Origin of the sequence: Thiocapsa marina 5811, assembly GCF_000223985.1 — a bacterium.
In the GTDB taxonomy this organism is placed as follows: Bacteria; Pseudomonadota; Gammaproteobacteria; order Chromatiales; family Chromatiaceae; genus Thiocapsa; species Thiocapsa marina.
Window position 1 is genome coordinate 18183 of record NZ_AFWV01000007.1, and the last position, 20633, is coordinate 38815.

14 protein-coding genes are annotated in these 20633 nt (G+C 65.6%); 7 read left to right on the forward strand and 7 right to left on the reverse strand.

The features are described from left to right. From THIMADRAFT_RS10985 to THIMADRAFT_RS11005, 5 genes are all read left to right on the forward strand, one after another. Nucleotides 1-681, forward strand: a complete 681-nt coding sequence (locus THIMADRAFT_RS10985) for an urea amidolyase associated protein UAAP2 (protein WP_007193103.1) — start codon at nucleotides 1-3, stop codon at nucleotides 679-681. Nucleotides 682-1001: 320 nt separating this feature from the next. Continuing rightward, the gene (gene uca, locus THIMADRAFT_RS10990) at nucleotides 1002-4667 is read left to right on the forward strand and encodes an urea carboxylase (RefSeq protein WP_007193104.1); all 3666 of its coding nucleotides are present in this window, start codon (nucleotides 1002-1004) and stop codon (nucleotides 4665-4667) included. After that, nucleotides 4664-6529: an allophanate hydrolase gene (atzF, locus tag THIMADRAFT_RS10995; RefSeq protein ID WP_007193105.1), complete on the forward strand. Its 1866-nt coding sequence runs from the start codon at nucleotides 4664-4666 to the stop codon at nucleotides 6527-6529. Before uca ends, atzF begins: the two co-directional genes overlap by 4 nt. 306 nt (nucleotides 6530-6835) lie before the next feature. Then, nucleotides 6836-9610 (forward strand): pyruvate, phosphate dikinase, encoded by a 2775-nt coding sequence (gene ppdK, locus THIMADRAFT_RS11000; protein WP_007193106.1) that lies wholly within the window; start codon nucleotides 6836-6838, stop codon nucleotides 9608-9610. Nucleotides 9611-9708: 98 nt separating this feature from the next. Continuing rightward, entirely contained in the window at nucleotides 9709-9915 is a 207-nt protein-coding gene (locus tag THIMADRAFT_RS11005; protein WP_040731080.1) for a hypothetical protein, read from the forward strand. Nucleotides 9916-9991: 76 nt separating this feature from the next. On the opposite strand, the gene THIMADRAFT_RS11010 is transcribed toward THIMADRAFT_RS11005, so the two are convergent. Continuing rightward, nucleotides 9992-10456, reverse strand: a complete 465-nt coding sequence (locus tag THIMADRAFT_RS11010) for a DsrE family protein (RefSeq protein WP_007193108.1) — start codon at nucleotides 10454-10456, stop codon at nucleotides 9992-9994. Nucleotides 10457-10886: 430 nt separating this feature from the next. Here THIMADRAFT_RS11010 and THIMADRAFT_RS11015 point away from each other — a divergent pair, with 430 nt between their 5' ends. Together THIMADRAFT_RS11015 and THIMADRAFT_RS11020 are read left to right on the forward strand one after the other, a co-directional pair. Then, nucleotides 10887-11651, forward strand: coding sequence for a phosphate/phosphite/phosphonate ABC transporter substrate-binding protein (locus THIMADRAFT_RS11015; protein ID WP_267878405.1), 765 nt, complete (start codon nucleotides 10887-10889; stop codon nucleotides 11649-11651). Next, nucleotides 11648-13591: an ATP-binding protein gene (locus THIMADRAFT_RS11020; RefSeq protein ID WP_007193110.1), complete on the forward strand. Its 1944-nt coding sequence runs from the start codon at nucleotides 11648-11650 to the stop codon at nucleotides 13589-13591. The genes THIMADRAFT_RS11015 and THIMADRAFT_RS11020 overlap by 4 nt, the downstream gene beginning before the upstream one ends. A gap of 6 nt (nucleotides 13592-13597) precedes the next feature. Here THIMADRAFT_RS11020 and THIMADRAFT_RS11025 read toward each other — a convergent pair whose 3' ends face one another. The 6 genes from THIMADRAFT_RS11025 to ileS form a co-directional block, all read right to left on the reverse strand. Continuing rightward, the gene (locus tag THIMADRAFT_RS11025; RefSeq protein ID WP_007193111.1) at nucleotides 13598-14641 is read right to left on the reverse strand and encodes a succinylglutamate desuccinylase/aspartoacylase family protein; all 1044 of its coding nucleotides are present in this window, start codon (nucleotides 14639-14641) and stop codon (nucleotides 13598-13600) included. 203 nt (nucleotides 14642-14844) lie between these two features. Further along, a complete protein-coding gene (locus THIMADRAFT_RS11030; protein ID WP_007193112.1) occupies nucleotides 14845-15339 on the reverse strand; it encodes a DUF3368 domain-containing protein in 495 nt (164 codons plus the stop codon). Continuing rightward, nucleotides 15336-15596, reverse strand: coding sequence for a UPF0175 family protein (locus THIMADRAFT_RS11035; RefSeq protein ID WP_007193113.1), 261 nt, complete (start codon nucleotides 15594-15596; stop codon nucleotides 15336-15338). Before THIMADRAFT_RS11035 ends, THIMADRAFT_RS11030 begins: the two co-directional genes overlap by 4 nt. 410 nt (nucleotides 15597-16006) lie before the next feature. Beyond that, a complete protein-coding gene (gene rimK, locus THIMADRAFT_RS11040) occupies nucleotides 16007-16912 on the reverse strand; it encodes a 30S ribosomal protein S6--L-glutamate ligase (RefSeq protein ID WP_007193114.1) in 906 nt (301 codons plus the stop codon). A 263-nt stretch (nucleotides 16913-17175) separates the two neighbouring features. Continuing rightward, complete coding sequence (gene lspA / locus THIMADRAFT_RS11045) at nucleotides 17176-17658, reverse strand: signal peptidase II (protein WP_040731162.1); 483 nt, start codon at nucleotides 17656-17658, stop codon at nucleotides 17176-17178. 82 nt (nucleotides 17659-17740) lie between these two features. Further along, nucleotides 17741-20572 carry an isoleucine--tRNA ligase gene (gene ileS, locus THIMADRAFT_RS11050; protein ID WP_007193116.1) on the reverse strand — a complete coding sequence of 944 codons (2832 nt, stop codon included), beginning with the start codon at nucleotides 20570-20572 and terminating at the stop codon, nucleotides 17741-17743. Nucleotides 20573-20633 lie beyond the last annotated feature (61 nt).

The window sequence follows — 20633 nt, forward strand, 5'->3', positions numbered from 1 at the left end:
ATGACGACCCAGATCCAGACTCCTCCCGTTGCGGATTTCGCGGCCAACCTGGTCGAAAGCCGGCTCGACCCCTCGGATGCCGTCTACGATCACGAGATCCCGGCCGGCGAGCCCTGGCTGCACGAGCTGCGTGCCGGCCAGACCCTGCGTATCCTCGACCTCATGGGTAACCAGGCGGTGGACACCCTCTTCTACAACGCCCGTGATCCCGCCGAGCGCTACAGCGCGGTCGACACCATTCGCGCTCAAGGCAGCCTCTATCTCACCACCGGCTCGGTCCTGATCTCCAACGACGGCAACCCGATGGCGACCATCGTCGCCGACACCTGCGGGCGCCACGACACCCTGGGCGGTGCCTGCGCCGCCGAGTCCAACCAGGTGCGCTATGCGTTGGAAAAGCGGCCGATGCACAACTGCCGCGACAACTATTTGATCGCACTGGCCGAATCCAGCTACGACATGGGCAAGCGCGACCTGACCGCCAACATCAACTTCTTCATGAACGTGCCGGTGACACCCGAAGGACACCTGACCTTCGAGGACGGCATCTCGGACGCCGGCAAATATGTCGAGCTGCGGGCCGAGATGGACCTGATCGTCCTGGTCTCGAACTGTCCGCAGCTCAACAATCCGTGCAATGCCTATAACCCGACGCCGGCGCGGATGCTCATCTGGGACTGATTGCGGTGCCCGCAATCAGGTGAATGTCGGATTTCGCTGCGCTCATCCGACCTAAACCGCGCCCGGAGCGAGATGCTGATTTTCGAGAGAGCTGGACCTTTGATGCATCCAGGGTCTTTAGCGGGGACCGGGTCCAAATCATTTTTTGATCTCTTGAACCGGGTCAGCTCCGAGCTTCGTCAAGACTGCCGGGGCCGTTCCCATCCCGGAACACCGCATACTGCTCCGGGCCCGGTTCAAGGCTTGGAGGACCACGGGGACGACCCCGCGGGTCATGTTATCGACGCGGGACGACCCGCGACCGCTCGGAATCGCCGACGATGTTCGACAAGGTCTTGATTGCCAACCGCGGCGCCATCGCCTGCCGCATCATCCGCACGCTCGACGCCTTGGGAGTCGGGTCGGTGGCGGTCTATTCGCGCGCCGATGCCGCATCCCGGCACGTGAGCCTGGCCGGCGAAGCGGTCTGCATCGGCGAGGCGCTCGCGGCCGAGTCCTATCTGGACATGGGCCGAATCCTGGACGCGGCCGAGGCGACCGGGGCGCAGGCCATCCATCCCGGCTACGGTTTTCTCTCGGAGAACGCGAGCTTCGCCGAGACCTGCGAGCAGCGCGGTCTGGTCTTTCTCGGACCGACCCCGGCGCAGTTGCGCGACTTCGGGTTGAAACACCGTGCGCGTGAGCTGGCGGCGGCCAACGCCGTACCCTTGCTGCCCGGCAGCGGTCTGCTCGAGGACGCCGAGCAGGCGCGGCGCGAGGCGGAGCGGATCGGTTATCCGGTGATGCTCAAGAGTACGGCGGGCGGCGGCGGGATCGGGATGCAGCAATGCGCGGATGTCGACGCGCTGACCGAGGCCTTCGAGCGGGTCCGTCGACTCGGTCAGAGCAACTTCGCCGATGCCGGGATCTTCCTCGAGCGCTATGTGCGCGGGGCGCGGCATATCGAGGTGCAGATCTTCGGCAACGGGCTCGGCGGCGTCGCGGCACTCGGCGAGCGCGATTGCTCCCTGCAGAGGCGCAATCAGAAGGTCGTCGAGGAGACCCCGGCCCCGCATCTGCCGCCCGAGCTGCGCGCCGCCATGCTCGAGACGGCACGCCGACTCGGTGCCGCCGTGGCCTATCGCTCGGCGGGGACCGTCGAGTACATCTACGACCCGGAGCGTGCCGCTTTCTATTTCCTGGAGGTCAACACGCGTCTTCAGGTCGAGCACGGGGTGACGGAGGCGGTGACCGGGGTCGACCTGGTCGAGTGGATGGTGCGCCTCGGTGCGGGCAGCCTTCCGGATCTCGGCGGGCTGTCCGTCGAGCCGCAAGGCCACGCGATCCAGGTCCGCCTCTATGCCGAGGATCCGGGTAAGGGGTTTCAGCCGAGCGCGGGGCTCTTGACGCACGTCGAGCTGCCGCCGGATGTCCGCGTCGACACCTGGATCGAGACCGGCACGCAGGTCTCGCCCTACTATGATCCGCTGCTCGCCAAGGTCATCGTCCATGCGAAGGATCGCCCCGCGGCGCTCGCGCGTCTGGAGCAGGCGCTGGAGCGCACCGAGATCGCCGGTATCGAGACGAATCTCGGGTATCTGCGCCAAGTCATGCGTGACCCGGAGGTCGTGGCCGGTCGCCACCACACGGCTACACTGGCCGGCTTCGACTATCGGCCGGACACTATCGACGTTCTCGCCGCCGGCACTCAGAGCACGGTCCAGGACTGGCCGGGGCGACTGGGCTACTGGGACGTCGGTATCCCCCCGTCCGGACCCATGGACGATCTGGCGTTTCGGCTCGGCAACCGGATGCTCGGCAATCCATCCGACGCCGCCGGGCTGGAGCTCACGGTCACGGGGCCGACGCTGCGTTTCAATCGCGATGCGCGCGTCTGTCTGACCGGAGCCGAGATGGCGGCACAGATCGACGGACGCCCGGTGCCCTGGTGGCGTCCCGTGGCCGTGCGCGCCGGGGAGGTGCTGCGTCTCGGTGCGATGGTCGGATCCGGCGCGCGCGCCTATCTGACGGTATGCGGTGGCCTGCAGGTGCCGACCTATCTCGGCAGTCGCGCCACCTTCACACTCGGCCGATTCGGCGGGCATGGTGGGCGTCCGTTGCAGGTGGGGGATGTCCTACATCTGGCGACCGATCCGGATCTGTTTGCGGGGACGCTCACGGACGGGAGCGATGGTGGTCCGAGCCTGTCCGGTCTCCCCGAGCCTCTCATCCCGCGCTACGGCGACACCTGGACGCTGCGGGTGATCTACGGGCCGCACGGTGCACCCGAGTTCTTCACCGACGAGGACATCGCGACCCTCTTCGCGACCGACTGGGAGGTGCACTACAACTCGAGCCGCACCGGCGTGCGTCTGATCGGTCCGAAGCCGACCTGGGCGCGGCCCGACGGCGGCGAGGCCGGACTGCATCCGTCGAACATACACGACAACGCCTATGCCTTGGGGACGCTGGATTTCACCGGCGACATGCCCGTGATCCTGGGTCCTGACGGGCCGAGTCTGGGCGGGTTCGTTTGCCCGGCGACGGTGATCTCGGCGGACCGCTGGTGTCTGGGTCAGCTCCGGCCGGGTGATCGGGTGCGTTTTGTGCCGGTCTCTCAGGAGACCGCCAACGCGCTGGAGGCTGCGCGGGACGACATGATCTCCCGGCTCGCGGCGCCGGCTGCGGTGAAGGCCAAGCCGCTGCCTCCCGCCGACCCGCGCGTGCGTCGAATCGATCCCCCCGAGCATCCGGTCGGCGTCACCTACCGGGCCTCGGGCGACAAGGACCTGCTGGTGGAGTACGGCCCGCAGGTGCTGGATATTCGGCTGCGCTTCCGGGTGCATGCGCTGATGCTCTCGCTCCGCGACGAGCCGATCCCAGGCGTGCTGGAGCTCACTCCGGGCATCCGCTCCTTGCAGGTGCGCTATGACAGCCGTGCGCTGAAGCTCGGCGCTCTGCTCGACCGGCTCGTCGCGCGCGAGCAGGCCCTCGGCGATGTCGAGTCGCTCTCCGTCCCGGCGCGCGTGGTGCATCTCCCTCTGTCCTGGGATGACTCGTCCACCCGGCTTGCGATCGAGAAATACATGCAGTCGGTACGACCGGACGCGCCCTGGTGTCCGAGCAACATCGAGTTCATCCGCCGCATCAACGGGCTCGACAGCATCGATGATGTCCGGCGCATCCTCTTCGAGGCGAGCTATCTGGTGATGGGCCTGGGCGATGTCTATCTGGGCGCGCCGGTCGCCACGCCGCTGGATCCAAGACATCGTCTGGTGACGACCAAATACAACCCGGCCCGAACCTGGACACCCGAGAACGCCGTCGGGATCGGCGGCTCCTATCTCTGCGTCTACGGCATGGAAGGGCCGGGCGGCTATCAGTTCGTCGGACGCACGCTTCAGATGTGGAATCGCTTCAAGCGCACCCCGGATTTCGAGCGGCCCTATCTGTTGCGCTTCTTCGACCAGATCCGCTTCTACCCGGTCTCCGAGCAGGAGCTGACCGAGCTGCGCGAGGCCTTCCCGCGCGGCGGCTTTCGGCTTCAGGTTGAGGAGACGCGGTTCAGCCTGGCCGAATACCAGGCGTTTCTCCAAACGAACGCGGAGTCGATCGCGGTCTTCAAGACACGCCAACAGGCCGCCTTCGAGGCCGAGCGCGAGCGCTGGGCCGCGGCCGGTCAGCTCGAGGTCGATCAGGATGTCGGCAGCGGCGCGTCCGGGCACATCGACGAGCAGGCCGAGTCGCTGCGGCTCGCGCCGGGCGAGCTGGCGATCGAGAGCCATGTCCACGGCAGTGTCTGGCAGCTCGCGGTCGAGGTCGGGCAGCAGGTCGAGCCCGGCCAAGTGCTGCTGGTCCTGGAGTCCATGAAGATGGAGATCGCCGTGCATGCCGACCGCAGCGGACGGGTCGCGCGCATCCTCTGTCGCAGCGGCGCCCAGGTGACACCCGGCCAGGCGCTCTTGGTGCTGGATACCGCCGCCGACGCAACGGAGAAGACGGCATGAGCCGAACACCGCAGACGCCCCTGAACCTCTCGATCCGTCATCTCCGCGCGGCCTATCGCGAGGGCGGGCTCACACCCGCGACGCTGGTGGAGCAGATCCGCGCCCGGATCGCCGAGCATGCGGAAGACAATATCTGGATCCACGTCCTGTCCGACGCCGAGCTGGCGCCTTATCTGGCGCGGCTGTCCGAGACCGATCCCGAGACGCTCCCGCTCTACGGCATCCCCTTCGCGATCAAGGACAACATCGACCTCGCGGGCGTGCCGACCACCGCCGCGCTGCCGGAGCTCGCCTGGACGCCGGAGCGCTCGGCCACCGTCGTCGAACGCCTGATCGCCGCCGGCGCGTTGCCCGTCGGCAAGACCAATCTCGATCAGCTCGCGACCGGTCTGGTCGGCACCCGCTCGCCCTACGGCGCGGTGCCCAATGCCTTCGATCCGGACTACATCGCCGGAGGCAGCAGCTCGGGGTCCGCGGCGGCGATCGCGCACGGGCTCGTCAGCTTCGCCTTGGGGACGGATACCGCCGGCTCCGGGCGTGTCCCGGCGGCGCTCAACAACCTCGTCGGCATCAAGCCGACCCGTGGTCTGCTCAGCACCCGCGGTGTCTTGCCGGCCTGCCGCACGCTCGACTGCGTGAGCCTCTTTACGCTCGATCTGGCCGATGCCGACCAGCTGATGCCGATCGTCGCCGGCTTTGACCCGGAGGATCCCTTTGCGCGGCCCGCACCGTCGACGCCGCTGCGGGACCAAGGAGCGACCGATGCATCCTTCCGTTTCGGCGTGCCCGCGACGCTCGAGTGGTTCGGCGACACGGTGAGCGAGCGACTGTTCGAGGCGACAGTGCGACGCCTCCGCGCACTCGGCGGCGAGGCGGTCACCATCGACTTCACCCCGTTTTCCGAGGCGGCCCGCCTACTCTACGAGGGCCCCTGGGTCGCGGAGCGTTACGCCGCCATCGAGGACTGGATCCGAACCCGCCCCGAGACGCTGCACCCGGTCACACGCGCCATCATCGAGCCGGCCGTCGAGGCGCGGGCGGTCGATGCCTTCAAGGCCCAATATCGGTTGGCCGAGATCAAGCGCGCTGCCGATGCCTGTTGGTCCGAGCTGGACTGCATCCTCACGCCGACGATCGCGACCCCCTACCGGATCGCACAGGTCGCCGCCGATCCGATTCGGCTCAACAGCCGCCTGGGCTACTACACCAACTTCATGAACCTGCTGGATCTGGCCGCTGTCGCCGTGCCCGCGGGGATGCGGCCCGACGGTCTGCCGTTCGGCGTGACCCTCTTCGGTCCCGCCTTCAGCGACGTGATCCTCGCGCGCTTGGCCGAGCGTCTCCACCTGGATCCGAGCCAGACCGCTTGGCCCACCCAAGGCGCGACCGGGCATCCGGTGTCGCCGGTTTCCCGATGGGCAACGGGACGCGCCGATTCGCGTCCTGCGGACAGCCCGAAGGAGACCGACCCCGCGATGCTCCCTCTGGTCGTCTGCGGCGCCCACCTCTCGGGACTCGCGCTCAATCACCAGCTGATCGAGCGCGGCGCCCGTCTCTTGGCTGCAACCAAGACCACGCCCCGTTATCGACTCTATGCACTCCCCGGCGGCCCGCCCGAGCGCCCCGGTCTGATCCGGGTCCCGACCGGCGGCGTCGCCATCGATGTCGAGGTCTGGGCGCTTCCGCAGACGACCGTCGGCAGCTTCCTCGCCGGCATCCCGGCACCGCTCGGCCTCGGCAGCGTCGAGCTGGCCGACGGCCATTGGGAAAAGGGTTTTATCTGCGAGGGCTTCGCGGCGGATGGTGCGCGAGACATCAGTGCGCTCGGGGGCTGGCGGGCGTATCTGGCGGCTGGCGGCTGAGGTCGCCGTCGAACGCCAGCCGCCAGCTTCACGTTCGCTGAGGGCAGGAAGCAGGCCATAGGCTGTACCGAGCCATGCGAGGCACAACCAAGCGTCGGCGGACGTTGTGCTTCCTCTCGTCAGCACAACCGAAGCAGCTTTCACCTTTCACCTTTCACCGTTCGCCTTTCACCTTCAACCCTCGACGAAATTCCTCCCGACCGAACCGCGAAGCTCTGCGACAATAGGCCGGTTGCCGCGGCACGGGTCCGCGCGCTTGAGTCCAGACAACCCGCAACGAAAAGACGAGAGAGGTACGTTCGACCAATGTCATCCCAAACCACCAACCATGTGTTCGCGTTCGAAGAAGGTGACGGCAAGGATAAGAGACTGCTCGGGGGCAAGGGCGCCAATCTTTGCGAGATGACCCAGATGGGGCTGAATGTCCCGCCCGGTTTCGTGATCTCCACCGCGGCCTGCCTGGAGTATCTGGATTCGCCCGAGCGTGCCTTGCCCGCCGGCCTGATGGACGCGGTACATGCGCAGATGCGTGCCGTGGAGAAGAAGACCGGCAAGGGGTTCGGCGATCCGGACAATCCCTTGTTGGTCTCGGTGCGCTCCGGCTCGGCCATGTCCATGCCCGGCATGATGGACACGATTCTGAACTTGGGTCTGAACGAGGAGACGCTGCAAGGCGAGATCCGAGCAACCGGCGATGCGCGCTTCGGTTACGACGCCTACCGCCGCTTCATCCAGCTCTTCGGCAAGGTCGCGCTCGGGGTGCCGGATGCGGCATTCGACCATGAGCTCGACGAGGTCAAGGAGGCGGCGCACGCCAAGCAGGACGTCGACCTCAGCGCGAACGATCTGAAAGAGGTCAGCGAGCGCTTCCTCCGGGTCGTGGAGGCGCACACCGGTCATCCCTTCCCGACCGATCCCTACCGTCAATTGGAGATCGCCATCAAGGCCGTCTTCAACAGCTGGGGCGGCAAGCGTGCGGTCGACTACCGCAAACAGTTCCACATCACGCCAGAGATGGCCAACGGCACCGCGGTCAACGTGGTCACCATGGTCTTCGGAAACCGCGGCGATGACTCCGCCACGGGTGTAGCCTTCACGCGCAACCCGGGATCGGGCGAGAACAAGCTCTACGGCGAGTATCTGGTCAACGCTCAGGGCGAGGACGTCGTCGCCGGCATCCGCACGCCCAAGCCGATCTCGCGTCTGCGTGCGGAGATGCCCGAGATGGCCGCTCAGCTCGACATCCTGCGCGAGAAGCTCGAGACCCACTACCGCGAGGTACAGGACTTCGAGTTCACCATCGAGCGCGGTCAGCTCTTCTGCCTGCAGACCCGCAACGGCAAGATGAACGCGGTCGCCATGGTGCGCACCTCGGTCGAGATGGAGCGCGAGGGTCTGATCAGCAAGGAAGAGGCGCTGCTGCGCATCCAGCCCGATCTACTCGAGCAGATGCTCTTCCCGCGTCTGGACCCGACGGTCAAGGCCGAGCCGGTCGCTCAGGGTCTGCCGGCATCACCCGGCGCGGCGTTCGGGATCGCGGTCTTCGATGCCGATCGTGCCGAACAACTGGGCCATGAGTTGAGCCAGAAGGTGATCCTCGTCCGCGAGGAGACCAAGCCCGAGGACATTCACGGCTTCTTCGCTGCCGAAGGCATCCTGACCTCGCGCGGCGGGAAGACCTCGCACGCCGCCGTGGTCGCGCGCGGTATGGGCAAGCCCTGTGTCGCCGGCGCCGAAGGCATCAGCGTGGATGTGAACCGGCGCGAGGCGCGGGTCGGCTTGACCAGCTTCAAGGAAGGCGACGTCATCACCATCGACGGCACCTCGGGCAAGGTCTACCTCGGCGCCATCCCGACGGTGGAGCCGGACTTCACGCCCGAGCTCGACGTCCTGCTCGGCTGGGCGGACGAGATGGCCCGGCTCAAGGTCATGGCCAACGCGGACACGCCCGAGGATGCCCGCCGCGCACGCAAGTACGGCGCGGTCGGAATCGGTCTGGCGCGCACCGAGCGCATGTTCAACGATGTGCAGCGCCTGCCGATCGTCATCGAGATGATCGTCGCCGAGACGCCGGAGACACGTCAGGCGGCACTCGACAAGCTGCTGCCTCTACAGCGCAAGGACTTCCGCGATCTGTTCGAGGTGATGGCGCCGAATCCGGTCACCATCCGCTTGCTCGACCCGCCGATCCACGAGTTCCTGCCCGACGAGCATGTCCTCGAGCGCGAGCTGACGGACCTTCGCGTCCTCGCCCGCACCACCCGAGGCATGACGGTGCTGGCCGGGGCAATGGGGCTGCTGCACTCGCCCGACAATGTTCGCCAGGATGTCGAGTCGCTTCGGCGCATGGTCGATCCGGCAATCGTCGAGGAGGCCATCGCCAAAAAGGAGGCGATGCTGCGCAAGGTCCGCGCGCTCTACGAGACCAACCCCATGCTGGGTCATCGCGGTGTGCGTCTCGGCATCACCTTCCCCGAGATCTATCAGATGCAGATCCGGGCGATCCTGGAAGCGGCGGCCGAGTGCACCAAGGCGGGCATCGAGGTCCATCCTCAGATCAAGGTGCCGCAGGTCTGTACCGCGCAGGAGCTGCGCTTGGTCAAGTCCTTCGTCGACACCATCCACGACGAGGTCACCGAGACCTACGGCCAGCCGGTGAACTTCAAGTTCGGCACCATGATCGAGGTGGTACGGGCCTGCATGCGCGCCGAATCGCTCGCCGAGGAGGCCGAGTTCTTCTCCTTCGGCACCAACGACCTGACGCAGGCGACCTTCTCCTTCTCGCGCGAGGATGCGGAGAACAAGTTCCTGCCGCTCTACAATCAGTCCGGCATCCTGCAGGACAATCCCTTCGAGGTGTTGGACGTGAAGGGCGTGGGCAAGCTGATGCAGTTGGCCGTGGACTGGGGTCGTTCGGTCAAGCCCAACCTGCACGTGGGCATCTGCGGCGAGCACGGCGGCCATCCGGCCTCCATCGCCTTCTGCCACCAAGCCGGGTTGGACTATGTCAGCTGCTCGGGTCCGCGCGTGCCGGTCGCCCGCCTCGCGGCCGCCCATGCGGCGCTGAACGCGGCTCGATAGGGTAGGGAGCCGATGATCCGGCCAGGGATGGCCGTTCGTGACGGGAGAGCATTCGTCCCGTCAACCGACCTCTCCACGAGGATGCATTCACATTGGGGGTGAAACCGCACCCACAAGCCGCCGAGCTCACTGAGCTTTACGACACCGACATCGTTGCCCGGGACGATGCGCTGGACGCCGCCACCCGCGAGACCGGCATCGCCGATCTGCCGAAGACCTGTCCCCGGGCCGTCGGCGAGGTGCTCCACGGCGATTGGTTACCGGGCGGCGGAGACATCTCGCCGCGGTTGGATCGTAACGCATAAATCAGTTACCGAAGAATGCGCTACGCGGTTGGGCGCCCCGCCCATCCCGCGTGTTTGTGGCTTGGCCGCGACACTCTCAAGGCTTGATATAGGTATAGCCCCGCTGCTGGAGCAGCGACAATTCGGCGACACCGCTCGGCACGATATCGGCCTCGCTCAGGTCATACATGTCGTCGATCTCGACATTGCGACCCTTCAGGGTGTTGGCGCAGACCTCGAACGCAACGCCTTGCTGCTTCAGGCCATCGATTCGGGCGGCCATGTTCTGGTCGGCGTTGGCTGCCTTCATCTTGGTGCCTTCCAACGCGTCCGGCTCGAGGAGCAACGAGATGCCGTCGCCGTGCATGACCACCTTGACCTCGATGTTGTCGGCCCCGACCGCGTCGATGTGATTCTGAATGTTGCGCAGAGCGGCGGTCTGTGTCGCCGCATCGTCGACGTTGATGTGATAGACGACCTTCTGCTGCGCATACCGCTCGTTGGCCCCGGCGGCGCCGGCGACGAGAAGGATGAGGGATGAAGCGAGGACGATGCGTTTCATTCGATGGACTCCGATAGTGGTCTTGTTTAATTTTTCGTGTGCTAGGCCGGACGGGTGTGCTCACGATGCGATGCACGGGTTTGCGATGCGTCGCGCAAGCCCCCGTTGGATGGATTTCCGACCCTGCAAGGAGGATATGCCATAATCGGCCGGGATAATTCAGCGCTCTGAGTATGGATTTGGCCGGCGGGGCCGGATGTCGCGAATCCTGCGGCGCGCATGCGATAGGGGTGTCGATCGGATGACTACAGCAGAATCTTGTTCTTCGCGTCCGGGGTCCGCCTTCGGTTTGCGTGGTGTTTCGTCGTTTGGGCTGCTCCGGCCTCTGTTGATTCTTCTGTGTGCGTTCACCCTGAACCTTCCCTGTGCGATCGGGTCGCAGGCGGGGTCGGAAACAGGGGGTGAGCATCAACCGGAGGATTCCCCCACGCTGACCTTCGGGGTCGTCCCCCAGCAAGCATCCAGCAAGTTGGCGCGGCTCTGGTCGCCGATCCTGGAGGACCTGAGCACGCGCACAGGGGTCCGGATCGGTTTTCGCACGGCACCGGATATCCCGACCTTCGAGCAGCGATTGGCCGCGGGCGACTATGACCTGGCCTACATGAACCCCTACCACTACACGGTCTTCAGCCGAGCCCCGGGCTATCGTGCCTTCGCGCGACAACGCGATCAGCGCATCCGCGGACTCCTGGTGGTGCGGCGTGATTCACCGATCAAGGACATCGCCGAGCTGGCCGGACAGGAGATCGCCTTTCCGGCGCCCGCGGCCTTTGCCGCCAGCGTCCTGCCGCAGGCCGCGCTGCGCCGGGCCGGGATCGACATCAAGCCGCACTATGTGCGCTCGCACGACTCGGTGTATCGCGCCGTGGTCAAGGGGCTCTATCCCGCCGGCGGCGGGATCGAGCGGACCTTTCAGGGGGCCGAGCCGGAGGTGCGTGACCAACTGCGGGTCCTCTGGACGACCCCCGATTTCACGCCCCACGCCATCGCGGCGCACCCAGGGGTCGATCCGGCACTGGTGGCGAAGATCCGTGATGCCATGGTGGCGATGGCGGAGACGCCGCGGGGGGCCGAGCTGCTGGCGGCGATCGAGTTCGATGGGATCGAGGCCGGCGAGGACGCCGATTGGGACGACGTGCGCGCCCTCGGCATCGATCTCCCGATCGAGACCGAGAACCCCGACATCCGCCGATGAGCCCGGGTCGGACCGGTTGGATCCTGTCGTTTCGCGGCAAGACCGTCATCGGCATCGCGCTGATCGAGATCATCCTGCTCGCCATCTTGGTGTGGTCGAGCCTGAGCTATCTGGGTGATTCCAGCGCACGTTCCGTCGCCGAGCGGGCCGTCGGAACCGCCGCGCAGTTCGCTGCTTTGGCCAAAGACGCGGTCTTGTCCGAGGATCTGGCCAGCTTGGAGACCTTTGCCGACGAGGTCATGCTCAACGAGCACATGGCCTACCTGCGCATCGTCGGCTATGGCAATCTCCTGGTCCAGCGCGGTGGCCCGGAGGTTCTCCTCAGGCCGTTCGAGGCCGATTCGGAGCAGGTGCGCCCGACCGACGGGGTGTTCGATGCAAGCGCGCCGATCCGCGAGGGCGAAATTGATTTCGGCCGCATCGAGCTGGGGATCTCCACCACGGGGCAGGAACAGCTCTTCGCCGAGGCGCGCGCGCACCTCTTGAGCATCGCGACGATCGAGGTCGTGCTGGTTGCCTTGTTCTCGATCCTGCTGGGGACCTATCTCACCCGCGCCCTGGATGGACTGCGCGGGGCGGCGCACGCCATCATCGAGGGTGGTCCGGGGCACACGGTGCCGGTGCGCGGCCGCGACGAGATCGCGGATACGGCGCGTGCCTTCAACACGATGTCCGAGCGCCTGCGGCGGAGCTACACGGAGCTGGAGGCGTCCCGACGGCGTGCCGAGGCCGCCGCCGAAGCGGCGGAGGCGGCATCCGTCGAGGCCACCCGAGCGAATGCGGCCAAATCCCGTTTCCTGGCCCACATGAGCCATGAGCTGCGCACACCGCTGAACGCCATATTGGGGACGCTCGATCTCGCCGAAGACTGGACGTTGCCGGCCGAGCAGCATGCGCAGCTCGGTCTCGCGCGGGACGCAGGCCGCGCGCTGCTGGAGCTGATCAACAATGTGCTCGACCTCTCCAAGATCGAGTCGGGCGGCATGGATCTCCACCCGGAGCGGGCAGACCTGGGCGCACTGGTGCGTGCGGCGGCGTCGATGGTCCTGCCGCTCGCGCAGTCCAAGGATCTGACGCTCGAGGTCGAGCTCGATCCGCGTTTGCCCCATACCGTGTCTGTCGATCCGGTGCGTTTGCGTCAGGTGCTGATCAATCTGGCCGGCAATGCGGTGAAGTTCACCGATGCGGGCCGAGTCACGCTGCGCGTGAAGACCCAGTGCCCCGGCGAACCCTGTCAACGTGTGCGCTTCGAGGTCATCGACTCGGGCATCGGGATACCGCCGGAGCGTCAGGCCAGGCTGTTCGACGAATTCACGCAGGTGAATGATCCACTCGGCCGCGACCGGCGTGGCGGGACCGGCCTCGGGCTCGCGATCTCGCAGCGCATTGTCAATCTGATGGGCGGGAGCATCCATGTCGACAGCGAGCCCGGCCGCGGGAGCTGTTTCTGGTTCGAGCTGACGCTGATACCTGCTGAGCGGATTGTCCCGCCCGAACCCGTTCGTTCGGCCCCGAGCTGTCGCCCGTCGGATCAGGACGCTCGTGCCGCCTTGCCGATCCTGCTCGTCGACGACAACCAGGTCAATCGCATGGTGGCCGAGGCGACCTTAAAGAAGGCAGGCTATCAGGTGCGTATCGCCACCAATGGTTTGGAGGCTCTGGAGGCGGTCTGCGGCGAGCCGGTCGGGAGCGTTCTGATGGACGTGTCCATGCCCGTCATGGACGGGATCGAGGCGTCGCGGCGGATTCGCGCCCTCGGCGGTTACCCCGGTCGCGTGCCCATCATCGCCATGACGGCGCACGCATTGAAGGAAGAGGAGGATCGCTGCATGTCGGCGGGGATGGACGACTTCATCACGAAGCCCTTTGTCCGCGCGAACCTGCTGGCCGTGCTCGCACGCTGGCATGGGCAGGACACGCAATCGCGAAGGCCGCGGTAGCGCCCTTCAAATAATCACCGTCTCCTCCTCGTCATCCGGATCCAGTGCGTCGCGATACTCCTCCAACAAGGCCGCGGCGGTCTCCGGCTTGCCGAAGCAGGCGAGGTGATAGAGGGCCTCGCCCTCGGTGATGAGCGGCAGATTGGTGCGGCCGATGACGATGCCGCTGACGGGCGAGAGCACCGGGTCGTCGACCGGTCGGAAGGGGTCCGTGATGATGCCTAGGGTGTCGCCCTTGTTGACGTGCGCGCCGAGCGGGGTGAGTGAGAGCAGGATGCCGCTCTGATGGGCACGGACCCAGACGCTGGAGCGTGCGACGAGCGGTTCGTGTCCGATGGCGCGGCGGGGCGCGGTCGATCGGATCATTCCGATGTGACGCATGACACCCAAGATGCCGCGTAGACCTGCGCGCACCGCGAACTCGTCGAAACGCAGCGCCTCGCCTCCTTCGTAAAGCAGGATGGGGATGCCGCGCGCGGCGGCCTCCGCGCGCAGCGATCCGGGGCGTATCTCCGCGTCGAGGATGACCGGTGTCTCGAACGCCTTCGCCAACGCAGGCATGTCCTCGCCGGCATTGAGCGTGACGCGAATCTGCGGCAGGTTCTCGCGGTGGATCGCCCCGGTGTGCAGATCGATCCCGTGGGTGGAGCCTTCGACCACCTCGCTGATCAGGGTCGTGGCCAGGCGCGCGGCGAGCGAACCCTTGTCGGATCCGGGAAAGCTGCGGTTCAGATCGCGCCGATCCGGGAGATAGCGTGACTGGCGGACATAGCCGTAGACGTTGACGACGGGAACGGCGAGCAGGGTGCCGCGCAGCCGGCTCAGCGCCTTTTGCAGCAGCATCCGGCGGATGATCTCCACCCCGTTGATCTCGTCGCCGTGGATGGAGGCGGTCACGAACAGACGCGGGCCTGGTTTGCGGCCGCGAACCACATGGACCGGCATGTAAACGGGTGTGGTCGTGTAGAGATTCGGAAGCGGGATGTCGACCCGGGCGCGCTCCCCGGGTTGGATCTCGCGACCGGCGATGGAGACTGAATCTACGGTCATCGGCTGGCATCCTTGGAGACAGACGCCGCGATCTTGTCATGAAATCGCCATTTCGGGGGATTTGGTTTTCGGCCTCCTGCCTCCTGCCTTCCGCAGTCAACTCTCAGCTTTCAGCCAAAAGAAATCCATGAATCTCAAGGCGAAGCAAAAAACATGCTGGCCCCTCATAGGAGATGCACCACGATTGGACCATGTCGCCCGATTCAGGATGATTCACGCGCCTTCTGAAGCGCGAGCTGATAAACCGAATCCCCAAGCCAGAAGCCGGCATCGGTTCGCAAGGCGTCGAGTTCAGGCCGGATTGCCGACAACAGACCGCATTGCTTCGCCAGCAGCAGAACACCCACCACTCCCATGGGCTTCAAGCCCTGCTGCTGGGCAATACGACGCCCGTCCTGCTCGTCCAGCAGGATGAGATCTGCTCCCAGCTCGACCGCGAGCGCAATGCTCTCGGATTCGCCCCGGTCGAGATCCCGTTGCAAGGCACGAATCAGCGCGCCGTTTTTGGGTATTTGGCGAACGATCCAGGATGCCCGGGCAACTTCGTCGCGACCAGGCCAGGAGCGCCCGTTGGCGTTCAGCTCGTCCCAGACCGCGTGGGCAATGTCGACACGGCCGAAAAGCCGATGCAGCTGGTTGAGTTGGCCGATCGCGGCGAGATTCGTCAGTGGGGACGTGTTGCTGACAATTCGCCTCATGAGGCCGAACGATCCCAGTTGGATACAGTGTCCAGATCCTCCAATAGTTCCTTCTCGTCATAGTGAGCGGGTACCTCCCGCGACGACAGCAACTGGCGAAACTGCCACAGGGACATCCCGGCGAGTTCTCGCGCCTTACCGATCGAAAGCCGCCGTTGCGCGTAGAGGCTGATGGCAAGTTCCTGCTTGAGCGCCTCCGGCGACAACCTGGCGGAGTCCAAAATGTCTTGCGGAATATCGATCTGAGCTGAGGCCATCTTTGGCTCCTGGCGTACTTGGCGAGCAAGCATCATTGTCCTGCTCGTGCTGACAGGTGTCGAGTGCAATAGGACGCGGCGCAGGACGAACCGGAACTGCACCGTGTGGGATGTATTGCGGGGACGATGGCGGGGGCAAGACAATTCTGGTGACTGTCTACCTGACTCAACACGTTAACGTGGCGAGCGTCGGCTATCCACGCAAGTGCGGACCCCGAGCGGCGAAGTGCCCGCGTGCGCAGTTGGCCGGGTGCCGCCGTTGGAGCCGGCTGAAACGATCCAAGACCGGCTGGACCGCAGGCAGCCGCAAGAGCGGGGGACGAATCCGGTAGGGTCAGCGCGGATCACTCTGAGGAATCCGCGTGGAATAGAGTGACCGACAACACTCCTCTCTCCTCCCCCCTCTCTCCTCACCCCTGTCCGCGCGTGCGGGTCTTGCCGAGCACCGCGTTCTTCTCGACGAGCTCGATCATCTGCGAGGCGATGTCCTTGCCGGTGGCCCGCTCGATTCCCTCGAGGCCCGGCGAGGAGTTGACTTCCATCACCACGGGGCCGTGGTTGGAGCGCAGGATGTCCACGCCTGCGACGTTCAGGCCCATGATCTTGGCCGCGCGCGTGGCGGTCGAGCGTTCTTCCGGGGTGATGCGGATCAGCGAGGCGCTCCCGCCGCGGTGAAGGTTGGAGCGGAATTCGCCAGGCTTGGCTTGGCGCTTCATGCTCGCGACGACCTTGTCGCCGATCACGAAACAACGGATGTCGGCGCCGTTCGCTTCTTTGATGTATTCCTGGACCAGAATGTTGACCTTCAGGCCCATGAAGGCCTCGACCACGCTCTCGGCAGCTTGTTGGGTCTCGGCCAGCACGACGCCGATGCCTTGGGTGCCTTCCAGGAGCTTGATGACCAGCGGGGCGCCGCCCACCATCTTGATGAGATCCTCCACATCGTCCGGTGCGTGGGCAAAGCCGGTGATGGGCAGGCCGATCCCTTTGCGCGAGAGCAGCTGCACGGAGCGCAGCTTGTCGCGAGCGCGGGTGATGGCGACCGATTCGTTCAGTGGATAGACCCCGAGCATCTCGAACTGACGCAACACCGCCGTCCCGTAGAAGGTGACCGAGGCGCCGATGCGCGGGATGACGGCGTCGAAGTCTCTGAGCTCCTCGCCTCGATAGTGGATCGAGGGTGCGTGCGATGTGATGTTCATGTAGCAACGCAGGACATCGACGACCTTGGTGTCATGTCCACGCATTCGCGCCGCCTCGACCAGGCGCCGAGTCGAATAGAGCGTCGGGTTGCGCGAGAGGATGGCGATTTTCATGGCGAAGCCTTTTGTGTTGGGTCTTCCCGTCTCGACGGGCGCGAGTCCGGGATACGGATGCGTGCGGCCCCGGGCGAGTGGATCTGCTCTCGGGGCGTGCGGTGTGATTTGGGTTTGCGATCGGGGAGGGATGAGCCGAGAAGCAGTCGCTGTGATTGCTCGGCTATCCTCGACCGGTCCTCCAACGTTTCGACTCTGCTCGGTCCGTGCGGTTGCGGAGCTGCTGCCTCGGAAACGCGGTCATCCCTGCGGCGCGCTTCGGCTCACGTGGGTTCGCTCTCCCGCAAGGTTGCGATCAGCATGACCACGACGCCGACACTGATGGCGCTGTCCGCGATGTTGAACGACGGCCAGGGATTGAAGACGGCGAGCGGGATAAAGGGAAGATAGACCTGAATGAAGTCGACCACGTGACCGAGCAGGATTCGGTCGATCAGATTTCCGACAGCGCCGCCGATCAAGAGAGCCAGTCCGAACGCAAGGCTGCCGTCTCCGGATTTCAGGCGCAGCAGCCATACGGTCAGTGCGACCGTGATGCCGACGGCCACGAGGGCGAACAGCCAGCGCTGCCAGCCCCCGGCGTCGGCCAGAAGGCTGAAGGCGGCGCCGGTGTTGAACATCAGGGTTAGGTTGAGGTTCGGGACGAGCTCGATCACCTCGAACGGCTCGAGCAGGCCAAGTACCAACCACTTGGTGGCCTGGTCGAGCACCAGAACGGCGAGCGAGAGCCACAGCCAGTGTTTCATGATACCGCCGTTGGTACGCGAGCCGGTCGCAGAATCGGTCGCCGAGGCGGCCGGTGCGGCGCGCGTTGCAGACGCGTGCGCTTTAGGCATAGCGGCGGATCTCGCCGCTGCCTGCGACGTTTTCTACGCAGCGTCCGCAGAGCTCGGGGTGCTCCGCGTGAGTTCCCACGTCGGGCCGATGATGCCAGCAGCGCACGCATTTGGTGTGCTTGGACGGCCGCACCCGCACGGCGAGGCCCTTGAGATCCGTCTCGAGCGCATCGGTCGGTTGCTCGCTCGAGGGATGCAGACGCACCTCGGAGGTGATGAGTGCGAAACGCAGCTCCTCCCCGAGGCGGCCGAGAACGGCATAGAGTGGCTCGGCACAATAGAGATCGAGCTCGGCATCCAGCGACGAGCCGATCAAGCCCGACTTGCGCGCGGTCTCCAACGCGGGTCCGACGGCGAGCCGGGTCGCGATCACCTGATCCCAGAATGCCCGGTCCATGGGGTCGCCGTCGGCGAGCGGGAAGAGCCCCGCGTACCAGGTCTCCACGAAGACGGTCTCGGTGCGCTCGCCCGGCAAGTATTGCCAGATCTCCTCCGCGGTGAAGCTGAGGATCGGGGCGAGCCAACGGCTCATGGCCTCGGCGATGTGGTACATCGCCGTCTGGCAGGAGCGACGCGGCAGGCTGTCCGACTGCGTCGTGTACTGACGGTCCTTGATGACGTCGAGATAGAAGGAGCCCATGTCGACGACACAAAACTGCTGGACCTTCTGATAGATGACGTGGAACTGGTAGTCGCGATAGGCATCGACGACCTCTTGCTGCAGCCGGAAGGCGCGATCCACGGCCCAGCGGTCGAGCTCGAGCATGGCCTCGGGTGCAACCCGGTCGGTCGCCGGATCGAAGCCGTCGAGGTTGGCGAGCAGGAAACGCGCGGTGTTGCGGATGCGTCGATAGGCATCGGCGGTGCGTTTGAGGATTTCGTCGCTGACGCCCATCTCGGCGCGGTAGTCGGTGGCCGCGACCCACAGGCGGATGATGTCCGCCCCCAGGGTCTTCATGACATCCTGAGGCTTGACCACGTTGCCCTTGGACTTGGACATCTTCTCGCCCTTGGCATCGACGGTGAAGCCGTGGGTGAGGACTTGACGGTAGGGCGCGCGGTCGTGCATGGCGACCGAGGTCATGAGCGAGCTCTGGAACCAGCCGCGGTGCTGATCGGAGCCTTCCAGATAGAGGTCGGCGGGTGCGCGCAGACCATCGCGATGCTCGAGCACGCAGGCGTGCGTCACACCCGAGTCGAACCAGACGTCGAGCGTGTCCTGGACCTTGTCGTATTCGGCGCCTTCGGAGTCGCCCAAGAGATCCGCCGGGTGCAGCGCGAACCAGGCCTCGATGCCCTGCTGCTCGACCCGACCGGCAACCTCCTCGATCAGCTCGGCGGTGCGTGGATGCAACTCGCCCGTGGCTTTATGGACGAAGAGCGTGATCGGCACGCCCCAGGTGCGCTGGCGCGAGATGCACCAGTCGGGCCGGCCCTGGACCATGCCCTCGATCCGGCTCTGACCCCAATCGGGCATCCAGCTCACATGGCCGATCTCGCGCAAGGCGGCCTTGCGCAGACCCTGCTTCTCCATCCCGATGAACCATTGGGGCGTGGCGCGGAAGATGATCGGGGTCTTGTGACGCCAGCAATGCGGATAGCTGTGGGTGAAGCGGGTCTCCAGCAACAGCGCGCCCTTGGCCTTGAGCGTCTCGACGACATGCTCGTTGGCTTTGAAGACGTTCTCGCCCGCGAAGAGCGGCGTGTCGGGCAGGAAACGCCCGTCGCCGCCGACCGGGTTGTGGACCGGCAGGTGATAGCGCTGACCGACGATGTAGTCCTCCAGACCATGGCCGGGCGCGGTATGAACGGCCCCGGTGCCGGCATCGAGCGTCACATGCTCGCCGACGATCACGGGCACCTCGCGGTCGTAGAAGGGGTGTTTGAGCTTGAGTCCCTCGAAGTCGATCCCGCGACCGTAGCCCATCACCCGATACTGCTCGATGCCCCAGCGGTCCATGGTGTCTTTGAGCAGCCCCTCGGCGACGATCAGGCGCTCATGGCCCTGCGCGGACGCGACCTCGACGACCACGTATTCAAGCTCGGCGTTCAGGGCCACCGCCTGATTGGCCGGGAGCGTCCAAGGCGTCGTGGTCCAGATCACGATCGAGGCCGGACCCTCGCCGCAGCCGTTGGGCGTGCCGTGACAGCGGGCCTCGAGCGTCTCCGGCTCGACGACCGGGAAGCGCACGTCGATGGCGATCGATTGCTTGTCGGCATACTCGACCTCGGCCTCGGCCAAGGCGGAGCCGCAGTCGATGCACCAGTGCACCGGCTTGAACCCCTTCTGCACATGACCGTTGGCGATGATGCGCCCGAGCGAGCGGATGATCTCGGCCTCGAAGCCGAAGTCCATCGTGAGATAGGGGTTCTCCCAGTCGCCGAAGACGCCGAGACGTTTGAAGTCGGTGCGTTGGCCGTCGACCTGCTTGGCGGCATAGTCGCGACAGGCGACGCGAAACTCGGCAGCGCTGATCTTGTGCCCCGGTTTGCCCTTCTTCTTCTCGACCTGCAGCTCGATCGGCAGGCCGTGACAGTCCCAGCCCGGCACATAGGGCGCGTCGAAGCCGTCGAGCGTGCGCGCCTTCACGATGATGTCCTTGAGGACCTTGTTGACCGCATGACCGATGTGGATCTCGCCGTTGGCGTAGGGCGGGCCGTCGTGCAGGATGAAGGCCGGAGCCCCTGCGCGGGCTTGGCGGATCAGGGCGTAGAGCGCCATCGACTCCCAGCGCTCGAGCATCGCGGGCTCGCGTTGGGCGAGGTTCGCCTTCATCGGAAAGCCCGTGTTCGGGAGATTCAGGGTGTCTTTGTAATCGGTCACGTGGCTTGGTCTCGGTGCGTCGGAAGGGGTCGCGTCGGATACTCCGACGGGTTCCGGGGCG